14 protein-coding genes and 1 pseudogene are annotated in these 14,515 nt (G+C 62.4%); 11 read left to right on the top strand and 4 right to left on the bottom strand.

The window, feature by feature from the left end; all coding sequences use genetic code 11:
• Window positions 1-46 precede the first annotated feature (46 nt).
• From HGEM_RS08825 to HGEM_RS08790, 8 genes are all read left to right on the top strand, one after another.
• A complete protein-coding gene (locus tag HGEM_RS08825; RefSeq protein WP_019129072.1) occupies window positions 47-1,246 on the top strand; it encodes a diaminopimelate decarboxylase family protein in 1,200 nt (399 codons plus the stop codon).
• 48 nt (window positions 1,247-1,294) lie between these two features.
• Complete coding sequence (locus HGEM_RS08820; RefSeq protein WP_019129071.1) at window positions 1,295-1,528, top strand: phosphopantetheine-binding protein; 234 nt, start codon at window positions 1,295-1,297, stop codon at window positions 1,526-1,528.
• A gap of 18 nt (window positions 1,529-1,546) precedes the next feature.
• On the top strand, window positions 1,547-3,220 hold the full coding sequence (locus HGEM_RS08815; protein WP_019129070.1) for an MBOAT family O-acyltransferase: 1,674 nt from the start codon (window positions 1,547-1,549) through the stop codon (window positions 3,218-3,220).
• A gap of 63 nt (window positions 3,221-3,283) precedes the next feature.
• The gene (locus tag HGEM_RS08810) at window positions 3,284-4,288 is read left to right on the top strand and encodes a hypothetical protein (protein ID WP_019129069.1); all 1,005 of its coding nucleotides are present in this window, start codon (window positions 3,284-3,286) and stop codon (window positions 4,286-4,288) included.
• A 172-nt stretch (window positions 4,289-4,460) separates the two neighbouring features.
• A complete protein-coding gene (locus tag HGEM_RS08805; protein ID WP_019129068.1) occupies window positions 4,461-5,447 on the top strand; it encodes a hypothetical protein in 987 nt (328 codons plus the stop codon).
• A 161-nt stretch (window positions 5,448-5,608) separates the two neighbouring features.
• On the top strand, window positions 5,609-6,130 hold the full coding sequence (locus HGEM_RS08800; protein ID WP_019129067.1) for a nitroreductase: 522 nt from the start codon (window positions 5,609-5,611) through the stop codon (window positions 6,128-6,130).
• 67 nt (window positions 6,131-6,197) lie between these two features.
• Entirely contained in the window at window positions 6,198-6,473 is a 276-nt protein-coding gene (locus HGEM_RS08795) for a GNAT family N-acetyltransferase (protein ID WP_019129066.1), read from the top strand.
• 405 nt (window positions 6,474-6,878) lie between these two features.
• Window positions 6,879-7,907 carry a 3-deoxy-7-phosphoheptulonate synthase gene (locus HGEM_RS08790; protein WP_019129065.1) on the top strand — a complete coding sequence of 343 codons (1,029 nt, stop codon included), beginning with the start codon at window positions 6,879-6,881 and terminating at the stop codon, window positions 7,905-7,907.
• Between the two features lie 141 nt (window positions 7,908-8,048).
• On the opposite strand, the gene HGEM_RS08785 is transcribed toward HGEM_RS08790, so the two are convergent.
• Complete coding sequence (locus HGEM_RS08785) at window positions 8,049-8,705, bottom strand: HAD family hydrolase (RefSeq protein WP_019129064.1); 657 nt, start codon at window positions 8,703-8,705, stop codon at window positions 8,049-8,051.
• Window positions 8,706-8,865: 160 nt separating this feature from the next.
• Between HGEM_RS08785 and HGEM_RS10385 the strand changes: the two genes are divergently transcribed.
• The 3 genes and pseudogenes from HGEM_RS10385 (at window position 8,866) to HGEM_RS10135 (ending at window position 10,186) form a co-directional block, all read left to right on the top strand.
• The gene (locus HGEM_RS10385; RefSeq protein WP_195891260.1) at window positions 8,866-9,009 is read left to right on the top strand and encodes a hypothetical protein; all 144 of its coding nucleotides are present in this window, start codon (window positions 8,866-8,868) and stop codon (window positions 9,007-9,009) included.
• 284 nt (window positions 9,010-9,293) lie between these two features.
• A complete protein-coding gene (locus HGEM_RS10140) occupies window positions 9,294-9,479 on the top strand; it encodes a helix-turn-helix domain-containing protein (RefSeq protein WP_338081897.1) in 186 nt (61 codons plus the stop codon).
• A 216-nt stretch (window positions 9,480-9,695) separates the two neighbouring features.
• Window positions 9,696-10,186, top strand: a pseudogene (locus HGEM_RS10135) (pyridoxamine 5'-phosphate oxidase family protein).
• 4 nt (window positions 10,187-10,190) lie between these two features.
• On the opposite strand, the gene HGEM_RS08780 reads toward HGEM_RS10135, so the two are convergent.
• From HGEM_RS08780 to bsh, 3 genes are all read right to left on the bottom strand, one after another.
• Window positions 10,191-11,189 carry an MFS transporter gene (locus HGEM_RS08780; RefSeq protein WP_019129062.1) on the bottom strand — a complete coding sequence of 333 codons (999 nt, stop codon included), beginning with the start codon at window positions 11,187-11,189 and terminating at the stop codon, window positions 10,191-10,193.
• A gap of 199 nt (window positions 11,190-11,388) precedes the next feature.
• Window positions 11,389-13,245, bottom strand: coding sequence for an MFS transporter (locus HGEM_RS08775; protein WP_230197260.1), 1,857 nt, complete (start codon window positions 13,243-13,245; stop codon window positions 11,389-11,391).
• 160 nt (window positions 13,246-13,405) lie between these two features.
• The gene (bsh, locus tag HGEM_RS08765) at window positions 13,406-14,380 is read right to left on the bottom strand and encodes a choloylglycine hydrolase (protein ID WP_019129059.1); all 975 of its coding nucleotides are present in this window, start codon (window positions 14,378-14,380) and stop codon (window positions 13,406-13,408) included.
• Window positions 14,381-14,515: the final 135 nt, after the last annotated feature.

The following is a 14,515-nucleotide window of genomic DNA, read 5'->3' as shown; positions in this document are numbered from 1 at the left end:
AGAGACAGTTTGACCCGGCACAACCGTCTCATGAGGAGGAGATCTGATGACCGATTCCGCACTGCGTGCACTCGCCGACCGCTTCGGCACGCCGCTCTACGTCTTCGATGACCGCGCGCTCGTACAGCGCGTCCGCTACCTGCGCGAGGCCCTGCCGGCTCGCATGGGCATCTGCTTCGCCATCAAGGCAAACCCCTTCGTTCTCCCCGCGCTCGAGCCCCTCGTCGACCGGCTCGAGGTGTGCTCGCCCGGCGAGTACCGCATCTGCCGCGCCCTCGGCCTGCCCCACGACAAGATCGTGGTCTCGGGCGTGCATAAGGACATCCAGACCGTATCGAGCGCCGTGAGCGAACGGCAGGCGCCCGCAGCCGTCACCATCGAGTCGGTCTCCCAGCTTGACCTGGTCCTGCACCAAGCCGCCACGCACTCGGCACGCGTGCCGGTGCTCCTGCGACTCACCAGCGGTAACCAATTTGGCATGGGGCGCGACGACGTGAAGGCTGCGGTCACGCGCCTGCGCCACAACGGGCGCGTGCGCCTTGCAGGGCTCCAGTTCTTCTCCGGCACGCAGAAGAACTCCCTCAAGCGGCTTGCCCGCGAGCTCCGCGGCCTGGATGCGTTCATTCAGGAGCTTGAGCAGGATTGCGGTTGGCGCGTGCCCGAGCTGGAGTTTGGCCCCGGGTTCCCCGTCTCGTACTTCGCCCACGACGACTTCGATGAAAAGGAGTTTCTGGCGGAATTCAGCGCGCTTATCGAGGGCATGTCCTTCCAGGGCCACATCATGCTCGAGCTCGGCCGCAGCCTTACCGCCTCATGCGGTACCTACCTCACGCGCGTGGTAGACGCCAAGGTGAACGCGGGGCAGCGATATGCCATCGTGGACGGCGGCATGCACCAGCTCGTGTACTTCGGCCAATCCATGGCCATGAAGCAACCGTGCTGCCACCTGCTTGGCGCCGATGACGAGAATTCCGCTCCAGCAGACGAAGAGCTCTGGAACATCTGCGGCTCGCTCTGCACGGTAAACGACATCCTTGCCAAGCAGCTCCCCCTCTCCGGGCTCGAGCAGGGTAGCATCCTCGCTTTCAAGAACGCCGGCGCCTACTGCATGACCGAGGGCATCTCGCTCTTTTTGAGCCGCGATCTTCCGCGCGTGATCATGGTCGACGGGCATGGCGCCCCCACGCTCGTGCGCGACGGGCTGCGCACCGACATCCTCAACACCCCGCTCTTCCCCATCAGGTAACACCCCGGCGCAACAAGCGCGCTGGGCTACAACTAAGAAAGGACCATCATGGACGCAATTCTCGACATCTTGAACGAACTCAAGCCCGGTATCGATTACCGCACGCGCCACGACCTCGTCGACACGCGCGAACTCGACTCGCTCACCATCATCACGCTCGTCTCGGAGCTCGAGGATGCCTTCGACATCACCATCCCCGCCGTGGAGATCGTGCCCGCTAACTTCAACTCCCTCGAGGGCATGTGGAACATGGTGCAGCGCCTGCGCGAAGCTGGCTTTTAGCGAGGTGCCGGGGCTCTCATGACTTCGTACTTCTCTTTGACGATGCTCGGGCTCATCCTGCCCGGCACGGCGGTCGCCTACCAGGTCATGCCGCGCCGGGCGCGCTGGGCCGTGCTTCTCGCCGCTAGCTATGTCACCTTCTGGGCCATCAGCGGAAAGCTGCTCGCCTTCCTTTTGGCGTCGACCGTGACCATCTGGCTCTGCGGCCTTGCGCTCGATCGCGAGATCAAGCAGCGCGGCGAGGCCCTGCGGGCTCCGGGCGCCAACCGCAAGGCGGTCAAGCAAAGCTATGCGAGGCGCATGCGCCTCATCATGGCGGCGGGTGCGGCGGTCAACCTTGGAATGCTCTTCGCCTTCAAATACGTGGTGTTCGCGCACCGCCTGCTCGCTCCGCTCGCCGCCCCGCTCCTCACCCACCTGGGGATCGGCTGGGCAGCACCCGCGGCAATCGCGGCGCCCATCGGCATCTCCTTCTACACGCTGCAGGCCGTCTCGTACCTCGTGGACGTGTATCGCCAGAGCGTCACCGCCGATCGCAACCTGTGCCGCTTGGCGCTCTTCATGGCGTTCTTCCCCCAGATCATGGAGGGGCCCATCTGCCGCTACGGCCAGACGGCGCAAGCGCTCTGGGCGGGCCACGGCATCACCTGGGAGAACCTCGTATCGGGAAGCCAGCGCATCCTTTGGGGCGCGGCGAAGAAGCTTATCGTTGCCGATCGGGTGAATCTGCTGGTGAAGACCGTCTTTGCCTCATATGAGTCCTACGACGGCGGCATCATCGCCCTCGCCGCGGTGCTCTACACCATCCAGCTGTACTGCGATTTCTCGGGCACGATGGATTTCGTGGTGGGCACGGGACGCATCTTCGGCGTGCGCCTGCCCGAGAACTTCCGCCAGCCCTTCTTCTCGCGCACCGCATCCGAATTCTGGCAGCGCTGGCACATCACCCTGGGCACGTGGTTTCGCGACTACGTGTTCTACCCCGTATCGCTCAGCAAGCCGGTGAAGCGCCTGACCACCTCGGCGCGGCATCTCCTGGGCAATCGCATGGGGCCGGTGGCCGCGAGCGGCGTGGCGCTCCTCGCCGTGTGGCTCGGCAACGGCCTCTGGCACGGCGCGGGCGGGCAGTACGTGTTGTTCGGACTGTTCTGGTTCGCGGTCATCTGGCTCGGCGGCTTCGCTGAGCCGATCGCGCAGTCCATCTGCGAGCGCCTGGGGATCGACCGCTCGGCGCTCCCGTACCGCGCCTTCCAGCACGCGCGCACGCTCGCGATCGTCTTTTGCGGAGAGCTCATCTTCCGCGCCGATGGCGGATGGGCGGCGCTCGGCATGCTGAGGCGGCTCTTTGGCCAGTTCTCGCTCGCATCGTTCGCCGACGGCACCGTGCTCAAGCTCGGTATGGACGGCGCCGATTTTGCCTGCGTCGGCATCGCGATCGCAGTGCTCTTCGTCGTTGGACTGCTGAGGGAGCGCGCCCAGCACGACCCTGCCGCCTCCGCCACCCCGGCAGGACACGCGGGCATGCCGGCGGCAGCCACCGCGAACACCGCAGCCACCCGCTTCGCCCTCGCCTGGTGGCAGAACTTCAACGTGCGCTGGGTACTTGGCTGCGCCCTCATCCTTGCCATCGTGGTGTTCGGCGCCTATGGAACGGGCTATGTTCCCGTCGACCCCATGTACGCATCGTTCTAGCAAGCATCAGTACCGGCAGGCAACAGGTCCCGCCGGGCACGACAGCGGCTGATAGGAGGTCCCATGCTTCATAACGCAACAACGCCCGCCACGGGGCGCACCCAACAGCAGGCGGCGCGGCACATGCGCATCGCGCTTCGTCTCGTCGTTACCGGCATCGTGCTCTGCGGCCTCCTTGCCGCGGTGTCGCGCATCGTGCAGCCGAAGAACAACCAGGCCGAATTCGGTCAGAGCGATCCCGAGGCCCACGGCGTGCTCGGCGAGCCGCGCGACAGCATCGACGTCCTCGTTCTGGGAGACTCCGAGTCGTTTTGCTCCATCTCGCCCCTGCAGCTTTGGGGCGAACAGGGCATCACCTCCTACGTATGCGGCACGAGCGGACAGATACTCCCGCTCACCCGCTCCCTGCTGTTGAGCGCGCTGAGCAAGCAGCATCCTAAGGTCGTGGTCCTCGAAACCAACTGCCTCTTCCGCCCGTTCCGACCGGGGTTCGCGCTCAACCGCGCCCTCCAAGACAAGTTCCCGGTGTTCGAATACCACAACCGCTGGAAGAAGCTGCGCGCGGAGGACCTCGTCTATTCGCCCCAGGTCACCTGGACGCACGAGCTCAAGGGCTTTCGCATCAAGAAAGACACAGTTGCCGCAGACCCTTCCGGCTACATGGCCCCTACCGATGAACTGGCGCCGATGCCGCGCCTGAGCGAACTGTACCTGCGCAGCATTGCGAGGATCTGCCGTGATAACGGCACCAGGCTCGTGCTCGTGAGCACGCCGAGTACGGTGAACTGGAACACGGCGCGCCATAACCGCACCCAGCTTCTAGCGGGCGAGCTGGGCATCGATTACATCGACCTCAACATGGGCAGCCAGCGCGTCGAGATCGACTGGGCCACCGATACCTGCGACAAAGGCGACCATCTCAATATCTACGGCGCCCAAAAGGTCACGAGCAAGCTTGGCGAGATCCTGCGCGCTACGTACCAGGTGCCGAGCCATGCGAACGAGAAGGCATATGCCTCTTGGAACGACGCGTACGCGCGCTACGCCAAGCAGCTCGCCGGAACGTGATGCCGCGCGGAGCCGGCACGCGTAGGCACCCTCGCCCGCTCTCGGCGCCCGCGCTCCTCGGCGCCCTGCCGCCTCCTAGCGCGCTGCCCCCTCCTAGCGCGCTGCCTGCCGTGGCGCCTCACCCGCCTTATCGCGTTCCCAAGCCCCGCCCTATCCATACCGAAAGGAACCCATGCCACTCAGCAAACCTTCGCCCGAGCTCAGGCACATCGCCCTGCGCCTCGCCGTCACCGCCGCCGCGCTCGTCATAGCGCTCGCCGGCATATCGCGCATCGTGCTGCCCAAACACAACCAAGATGCGCACGGCCCCAATAACTACGAAGCCGCCCACGGCATCTTCGCCGAGCCGGAAAACTCCGTCGACCTGCTATTTCTTGGCGATTCCGAAACCTACTGCGCCATCACGCCCCTCGAGCTCTGGCGCGACCACGGCATCGCCTCGTACATCAGCGCCACGGGTGCCCAGCGCCTGCCGCTCACCCTCTCCATGCTCAACCGCGTCCTCGGCTGCCAGCGCCCCAAGATCGTGGTCCTCGAGACCAACTGCCTGTTCCGCGCGGTCACGCCGGGCACGGTGGCGCGCCAGACCGCAAACGACGCCCTCCCCGTGCTTGAATACCACAACCGGTGGAAGACGCTACGGCCCGACGACCTCACGGCTGCCCCCTTCTCCATCGGCACCGACGACTTCAAAGGCTATCGCCTCAAGACGGGCGTTAGCGCTGCCGACGACTCGTCCTACATGACGCCCACGATGGACAGCGAGTCCATTCGGTCGCTCAACCGCTGGTACCTGGAGCAAATCGCAGACGTCTGCCGTAGCCACGACATCAAGCTCGTGCTCGTGAGCACGCCGAGCACCGTGAACTGGAATATGAAGCGCCACAACTGCGTGCAGCAGCTTGCAGGCGAGCTCGACGTCGATTACATCGATCTCAACACGGGCAAGAACCGCGCTCAGATCGACTGGTCGACCGATACCTTCGACGGGGGCGATCACCTGAACCTCCAGGGCGCGCAGAAGGCAACCGCGAAGCTCGTCGAGATATTGCGGAACAGCTACCAGCTGCCCGACCATTCCGGCGAGAGCGCCTACCGCTCCTGGGACGAGGCCTACGCGCGCTACGAACGCGTCGTGAACGAGGGCGCGGCATCGTAGCGCCGGCCTGTACCCCACGGGCGCCGATTCCCGCTGGCTGCTCGCCAAGACCCGGCTCGCACCGATTCCCGCCGTCTGCTCGCTAAGCCCCGGCTCGCGCCGATTGCCCGCCGGCTCCTTCGGGTACAACTAGGGGGACATCCCACGAGCAAGGAGGCACCATGAACACGCTTGAAGCACTCAAAACGCGGCGGAGCTGCCGGGCCTACACCAGCGAGCCCGTCGCACCGGAGCTCCTCGACCAGATCATCGAGGCGGGAACCTACGCCCCCACCGGCATGGGGCGCCAATCCCCCATCATCGTCGCCATCACGAACAAAGAGGTGCGCGACCGGCTTTCGCGCATCAACGCGCGCGTCATGGACAGTGAAGACGACCCGTTCTACGGGGCGCCCGCCGTGCTCGTGGTGCTCGCACGCAAGGATGTGGGCACGCACGTGTACGACGGCAGCCTGGTGATGGGAAACATGCTGAACGCTGCCCATGAGCTGGGCCTTGGCAGCTGCTGGATCCATCTCGCGAAGGAAGAGTTCGAAGCACCCGAGGGCCGCGCCATCTTGGAGGGCCTGGGCATCGATGCCGACGCATACGAGGGCATCGGCAACTGCATCGTAGGCCATGCCGCCGAGCCCGCGCCGGAAGCCGCCCCGCGCAAGACAGACTACGCTTACCATATCGACTAGCTGCACATTTAACGAGCCCGCGCGACCGAATCCGCAGGGCGCGCTGCAAACTATCTGAGGAGGCTCCATGCCTTACGCCACCCATGAGAACGACGTTCAGTACCTCGCAGATGATGGCACCGTACTCGGCGAGGTTACCTTTCCAAGCTGCGGCGATGGCATCGTGGACATCAACCACACCTTTGTAGACGGATCGCTGCGCGGGCAGGGCATCGCGGGCGAGCTGCTCTCCCGTGCAGCAGCCGAGCTCGAGAAGAGCGGGCGGCGCGCCCACCCCTCATGCTCGTACGCCGTTCGGTGGTTCGAGAAGCACGCGGAGTACGCGCATCTGCTTGCGGAGTGAGAAAAAACCGCCCCGCCATATCCGAAATGAGCGCGCCGCATGCGCAATCCGCCCCGCGTCACGGCTTCGGCCAAGGCGCGGGGCTCGCTTTTGCAACTTTTGGGCACTTGATTCCTGAATGTCCAAGTATAAAGCGATCCCTCGTTACCATAATCGCAGGTCAGAGGCTTGGCCAATATGTCGCTACTCAGCAGATCTCCGTTTAAGTGCCCAAAAGTTGAAAACACTTCTAAACCTAGCTCCCTCGCCGTCCCGATCACGGTAACAACTGCGTTACGGCGGCGTTTCGCGCGCGTTTCCTGCGGCGCGGCCTCATAATAGACCCCACCTGAATATCAACGGGCGGGCCATCGCGCCAGCGATCACCGCAACGGCGCGCCCGCCCATGCAAGGTTAGGGGTCGATATGTCCATGAAGTTCAAGCGCCTGCTGCCCATCCCCAAGGAGATCCGCGAGGAGATGCCGCTTTCTGCCGAGACCGCGGCGAAGAAGCCGGCGTTCGACGCGCAGGTGGCCGACATTCTCACGGGCAAGGACGACCGCAAGCTCGTCATCATCGGCCCGTGCTCCGCCGACCGCGAGGACTCCGTGCTCGAATACGCCGGCCGCCTGGCGAAGCTTGCCGAGCGCGTGAGCGAGCGCCTCTTCATCGTACCGCGCGTCTACACCAACAAGCCGCGCACCAAGGGCACGGGCTACAAGGGGCTCCTGCACAACCCCGACCCCGAGGGCCCGAGCGACCTCTTGGGCGGCGTCAAGGCCATCCGCCGCATGCACCTGCGCGTTGCGGAGGAAACTGGCATGTTCACCGCCGACGAGATGCTCTACCCCACCAACTACCAGTACCTCATCGATGTGCTTGGCTACATCGCCGTGGGCGCGCGCTCGGTAGAGAACCAGGAGCACCGCCTCGTGGCTTCGGGCGTTCCCATGCCCGTCGGCATGAAGAACCCCACCGGAGGATCCACGAGCGTCATGCTCAACTCCATCTACGCGGCGCAGCAGCCGCAGACCTTCATCTTCCGCAACTGGGAGGTCGAGACCACGGGCAACCCGCTCGCGCACGCCGTGCTGCGTGGCTATATCGGCGAGGACGGGCTCAACTACCCCAACTACCATTATGAATACCTGGAGCGCCTGGCAGAAAAGTACACCGAGGCAGATTTCGTCAACCCTGCGGTTATCGTGGACTGCAACCACGACAATTCGGGCAAGCGCCCCTTCGAGCAGATCCGCATCAGCCACGAGGTTGCAGATTCCATGCGCCGCTCGGAGCAGATCCGTCATCTCATCAAGGGCTTCATGGTGGAAAGTTACCTGGAAGACGGCAACCAGCCCATCGACGGCGGCGTGTACGGCAAGTCCATCACCGACCCATGCCTCGGCTGGGAGAAAACGGAGCGCCTGGTACTCGATCTCGCAGAGCGCGTGTAGCCGGAACCAGCTGGGCGAATGACGGGTCCCGGTCGCCTGGCGTGGCTCCCGGCGTGCCCGCACGAAGCCGGGCCAGGCTCGAAGGAGTCTGGCCCGGCTTCTCGCTAGATGGATACCTCTCGAAAAGGACTCCGGCGTTTCTTAGCCGATAGCACCTGCATGCAACAGATCGCGCACCTCGAAGAGGTCCCGGCAGATGCGCGTCGCCAGGGCGCGCATCTCGTCATCCGGCTGCACCAAGTCGGGCACCATGATGGTGATGAAGCCGCCTGCGGCGCCGGCGCGCACGCCGTTGAAAGAATCCTCGAGCACGAGCGCCTCGTGCGCATCGCACCCTAAGAGTTCTGCCGCGCGAAGGAACACGTCGGGCTCCGGCTTGGCGTGCTCAACCTCAAGCCCGGACACCGTGGCAGAAAAGCACGCAGAAACGCCCGCGTTCTCAAGGTTCTGCGCGATCTGGCTCGCCGGCGAAGAAGACGCCACCGCCGCGGGTATGCCCTGCTCTCCCAGATACGCGAGGAGCTCATCGAGGCCGGGCTTCTTCTCCACCCCGGCGCGCAGGTGCTCCTCCACGATCGCATGCCAAACATCCCAGAGCTCATCCGCGTCGACGCTCTCGTCGTACCACGCGTGAACAACCTTCGCGAACTCACCTCCCGCGGTACCGCGCACCGCGTCCGAGAGTCCGGGCTTATAGGCGAGGCCCAAAGCATCGGTCGCCGGCTTTAGGTTTTCTCCCCATACGGGCTCGGTGTCGAACATGAGCCCGTCCATGTCGAAGATGACGCCCTTGACCATTACGTACTCCCTATCCATTGGCCTGCTCTGTAGAGCTCTGAACACAGAAGACGATAGGGCGCCTCGCCCCATGCGCGAACCATTATCGTATACTTCGAGGCGTCCTCGCGGGAGGCACGAAAATGTTTCCAAGCGCGAAGCTGCACGACCAAGGAGCCCTATGAGCGAGCAAGCAACCCGCATTCTGTTCGTCTGCCACGGCAACATCCTGAAAAGTCCCGGAAAAGCCAGTAAAATCAATGGTTTTACGAAACAGAAAGGCGCTTACTACACCACTACTACACCATTTTTGAAAGTGCCTTGATGTGACGAGTTTTATGGACGATACAGTAAAGCGGCGTATTCCTTAATAGGAGTATCGCCACTTGCTGTATACGTGGAAATATGCGCCTTCAGTAAAAAACCAGAGCATGAAACCGCTTATGGCTAAGTAGATGTCATCAAGAGAAGGAAGGAAAGCACAATTCAGACGGAACCGGCGATTGTGGTAAGAAATGTTCGTGGGATAGCAAGAATTTTGATATATTGGGAGCAGGAACCCTGGAACCGGGATAAATGTACATAAGCTATAAACCCCTATGACATACGCTGGTTGAGCGCAATATGAGGAAAGAGGACTTGCGAATTGCCGCCGGTCTTACAACAAATATGATAGCCAATATGGGTAAAGGCAAAAATATCAGCATGGAAACGCTGGCTCGTATCTGCGAAGCCCTGAATTGTGATATTTTGGATGTGATTGAATTGGAGCAAGACGAACCGAAACATGATTGACTTTTGGGGGATAGGATGTTATACTAAGCGAAAATCATACAATGTTTTGCTTGCTGCCGGGGAAGCATTTAGTGTTGATTTCGTATCGATAGGCCTATGGAGATACGAGGTTAACACTTATTTTTTATCTATGCGCTTACCCTGTTCGGAAGCAGGACTTGTTAAAATTATAGGCAACTCTGTTTTGTCAGAGTAAATACACAGGGAGGATTTGTTATGTTTAGAGAAATGCGCCGAAAAAGGCAACTTCTTTCAAAAGAAGATACTCAAAAAGTATTGTATCAGGGAACATCTGGAGTTTTAGCTGTATCAGGTGATGATGATTATCCCTATGCGGTTCCGCTCAGCTATGTATACGATGGACATAAAATTTATTTTCATAGTGCCAAAGCCGGACACAAATTAGACTCTATTGTCAAAAATCCGAAAGCCTCTTTTTGCGTAATTGACAAAGACCAAATAGTACCGGATGAATACACAACTTATTTTAGAAGTGTCATTGTTTTTGGAACGATTCGCATTCTTCACGATGAAGAAGGAAAAAGAGAAGCCATTAAAAATTAGCAGTTAAATATGCGCCTGATGATACAGAAGAAAATCGTAACAAAGCGATTGAACGTGAATGGAATCCGTTATGTATGTTGGAAATGACCCCTGAACATATATCTGGAAAAGAGGCGATTGAGTTAGTTAGACAGCATAAATAAGTAATCAAATGTTATTAGCCCGCCGGGGCATAGATATTGTGTAGTAGGCCTGCGTTACACAAAACGCAGGCCTATTTGTATTTAAGGAGTGAAAGAGCATGCTGCCCGCGATCATGCCCACCGAGAACACCACCTCTGCGAGGGCGGCATCGGCCGTCGTGCCCGCAAAGTGGCCGAGCGTCATAATGGGAAAGAGCGCCGATATGGGCGAGAACACGAGCGTGAAGGCAAACCCGCACCACAGCAGGGCGAAAAGCCCTCGATACCTGCGGAGCACGCGGTAGCCCTCAGCGGTCTCACGAGCGAGTTGGCGCACCTGCGTCGCAAGGCCCTCGCGAACCACAGGAACCGCGGGCGGCCCGCTTAACCGCGCGGCGAGAACGGCCACGCTCGCGAACAGCGCACCGGCAACGTCAAGCGCGACCATCGCGGTAAGTCCCCACACCGGGTACATCGCCGCAGCCGCGGCCGTTCCCAAGATGTACCCGCCCGATTGCACAAGCTGCGTTACGCCCGCAAGACGGGTAAGGTGCTCAGGCGGAGCCACAAGCGGGGTCAACGCCTGGAAGGCGGGAGTGTGAAACGCGCTTCCGATGGCCCTGAAGAACAGGGCAACGATTACCATCCACACCGGCAAGGAGCCGGACATCGACGCAAGCGCCACGAGCGCGCTCACCGCAGCGATGAAGAGATCGGCCCCGATAAGCACGCGCTTAAGCGGAAGGCGGTCGACGATCGCACCCGCGACAGATCCCAGCAGCGCGAGCGGTAGGAAGCCCATGAGCGATGCCAGCGACAGCATGCTCGCAGAATTCGTGGTGAGCGTGATGTGCCAGATGAACCCCATCTGCAAGATGGAGCTGGTGAGCACCGAAACGAGCTCTCCGCCCCACACGCAGGCGAGCTTTAGCTTCCAAGAGCCGTCCGGCCCGGGTATTGTGCCCGGCGCCGCTCCGTCTACCGCATGAGGCGCGGCTTCCGGCGCATCGGATGTTCGCGGCATGGTGGCCCCTCCCCTCGCCCACTGAACCCGCAGGCGCAAACAGCGCATATGCGCGGAACAGCATAGCAGACGCAACCGAGGAGCGCAGGAGGCATATCCTTGCCGGAGGATCGTACGCCCGCCATGAAAAAGCGCCCCAAGCGAGGCGCTTCTCGTGATGTCAAACGGCGAGCATCTCAAAAGCACAGGCTATCTCCCGTCAGGAGCGACCGCCCTTCGCCTTAGTGGACCCGGCGCTTCCCGCTGGATCCCTTCGCTCGCCGTCCCGGATTGCCGGCGTGGTGATGAGACCTGCCAGCACCACAGCCCCGCCGACGGCATATGCCATGCGTACCGCATCGAGGCGCGCCGTGGCCTCGATCGACACAAGCTCCTTGCGCTCGCCGTCGGTCATGGGGATTCCCGCGATCTCGTCCTCGAAGGTCCGGTTGCTGACCAGGTCGATGCTCACACCCGATAAGGCGCTCGACACTCGAGGCGAGATGGAGGCATCCGCCGCAGCACGGCTTCGAACCGTACCGGTGATCCCGAAGATTAGCACCGCGCCCAGCAACGCCACACCGAGGGCCTGGCCCACGTTGCGCATCGTGCTCTGGATGCCGCCCGACTGCGAAGCCTCGCGCTCGGGAAGCGCCATCGCCACCACGTTGCTCGCGTGGGCAGAGACCGTACCCGCGCCCACGCCCGCCATGAAGGCACCCAGGTACACGAGGGGCGCACTTGCGCCGTTCTCGGTCACAGAGAACGCCATGATGCCGAGTGCAGCAGCCATTGCCACGTAACCGGTTTGGATTACGCGGCGCGGGCTAGCCTGCGGCATGAACTTGGGGATGCCAAGCGCCAGTGCGAAGGTGGGAACGCCGGTGACGATCGAGATGGTCCCCACTGCCACGGGCGACCAACCGGCCACAAGCTGCAGATAGGGCGCCATGAGAATAGATTGCGCTCCCATAAAGAAGAAGGTGAGGGCGCAGGCCACAAGGCCGGCGCGCACCTGGGGAGTCGTGAGGAACGCACTCGGCAGCACCGCGATGCCGCCCCGCGCCTCGACGCGGCGCTCATAGGCAACGAGGATGCCGAGAACCACGATACCCGCCGCAGCCATGGGAAGCGCGGGCGAGATGCCCAGGATGGTGAAGGGCGCAGTGGAGAGAGGCATTACGAGGCCCCACGACGAGATGCTCGAGAGGCCAATGAGCAAGAGGAACAGGCCCGACGCAGCCAGAGCGACGCCCACACCGTCGAAGCCCGCCCGCTCGCGCGGCTGCTCGATGGCAGGAAGGGTGAACGACGCGGCGAACACGATCGCGAAGTAGCCCGCGAGAGCGAGGAAGGTAACGTGCATGCCAGCCACCTGCATGACCACGCCGAGCGCAAGGGGGAGCAGCGCAGAAAGTCCCGAAGCCGCACCGATGGCACCGAACGCGATCACGCGATCGTGACCCTGGTAGATAAGCGGGATGAGCCCCAGCACCGAAGGAATCATGAAGCTCGCGCCAAGGCCCACCAGCACGCGGCCGCCCCAGATGAAGACGGCCATGCTGGGTGCTAGGGCAAGCACGACCTCGCCGAGGGCGCAAAGTAGGATGCCGCCGCGGAAGGTCTTCTTCCAGCCGACCATGGTGCCGGCAAGACCGCCCGCGATCATGAATGCACCGCCTACGAGCGGATAGATCATGTTGGCGAGCTGAATCTGGGCCGTGGTGGCGCCGAGCTCGCTCGTGAGCGACGCCGTCGCCAGCGAGAGCGCCCCGTTATCGCCGGTCGCACCCATCTGCGCGAGGATGAGGACGATGATGGGCAAGATCAAGAAGCGAGCCGTTGCGGTCGCAGGGGCTGCCGCGGGGGCTGCTACTGCGGTCGCGGGGGCTGCTGCGGTCGCGGTGGCCCCTGCGGGGGCCGACGCCGCGGTCGCGGGGCTCTCTGCGGCTCCCGGAGCGACAACGGAGGCAGCGCCCGAGTTGCCCGCAGGCCGCGCATTCGCCGCCGAAGCGATCGTTTTGGCCTGAGAGGCCCGGGCGGGCTGCGCAGCCCGCGCCTGTTGGTTGTTATTCACGTGTACGCCTTTCGAACATGGTTAGTGGGTGCCGTGCAGACCACACATGGCCCGCACGGCGGTACCGCGCCCCGCATGCGCCGGGGCACGCTGGGCCACGCCGCATAGCACGCTGGCCATGCGGCGGCCCCGGCAAAGCAAAAGAGCGCGAAGAGGGGTTCTACGCCGCCGGCGCGAAGAAGGGCTCGCTTCCGCTTACATCGCATGCGGAGAGCGGGTACGCGCGGATGCCCGGCTCGTCATAGGTGGCATGGTAATACGTGAGCGTCTCTGCCGAGAAACAGCTCGTGTACAGGGTGATTTCCGACGATCCGTCGGCCATGCGCGCCGCCCCCATGGGCACGGCGACCGAGCCGAGCGTGCGGAAAAGCCGCGTGACGTTCGCCTCTTCGGACTCTTGCACCGGATAATGGCTGTTCACAAATGCCGCCTTCACGAAGCGGGCAGGGCCACTGTAGTCCCCTGGAATCCCCTGCATGCCCATGCCCGACCCGAAGGGAGCAAGCTGCGCCTTATCCCACGTGGCGGTGGCGGGCTCGGCATCGGTGAGAACCAGATAGTTGCGGAGGTTCGTTCGCTGCCAGCCGAAATCGGGCTCGTTGGTGAGCACGTCGACGTCGTTCTCCCACACCTTAAGGCCGTCTTCGAGGCACTCGACCACGATGCTGCCCGTGGCGTCGGCAACGATCCAGTGCAGGTTTGCAACGGGAAGGTCGGACGAGACGGGCTTGGCCACAACGGTAGTCTTGGAGAGAGCGCGGCGCACCTCATCGAGCGAGGAGAAGTTGCGAGCAATCCAGAAGGGAAACTCATAGGCGGCGACGTTCACCGCACCCGGCTGGCTGCATGCATGGGCGGCATAGCGCGCGCTCTGCGGGAAGTTGAGCCCCGCAACGGCGAGGCCGGCATCGTTACCGCAATCGAAGTAGAGCGGGACGCCGCCCGTCACGATTCCCATGCCGATCACCGTATGGGCGTGCGCGCTATCGAGGTCGCCGGGGCGCTCGAAAGCGGCGGGCACCTCGGCAGCAGGGGGCGTCACCACCACGCGCTCGCCATAGCCTTGAGTCCAATCGAGGTTCCGGCCGAAATACATGGAACCTGAGGTGCCGGTAAAGCGGATGCCCGTGCACATGGGCCCGCCCCCTTTCTTGCCCGAGGCAACACCTCGGGTCGAAGCGATAGATACTTCTCTTCTGCCCGTAACTCCCTATTAGTTACGACCGATATACTTAGGAATGACTGAAGAGGGGTAACATTTTTGGCTAAA

Source organism: Enorma massiliensis phI, from assembly GCF_000311845.1.
Taxonomy (GTDB): domain Bacteria; phylum Actinomycetota; class Coriobacteriia; order Coriobacteriales; family Coriobacteriaceae; genus Enorma; species Enorma massiliensis.
Note: the sequence above shows the minus strand (reverse complement) of the source record. Positions and strands in the feature narration are given on the sequence as shown.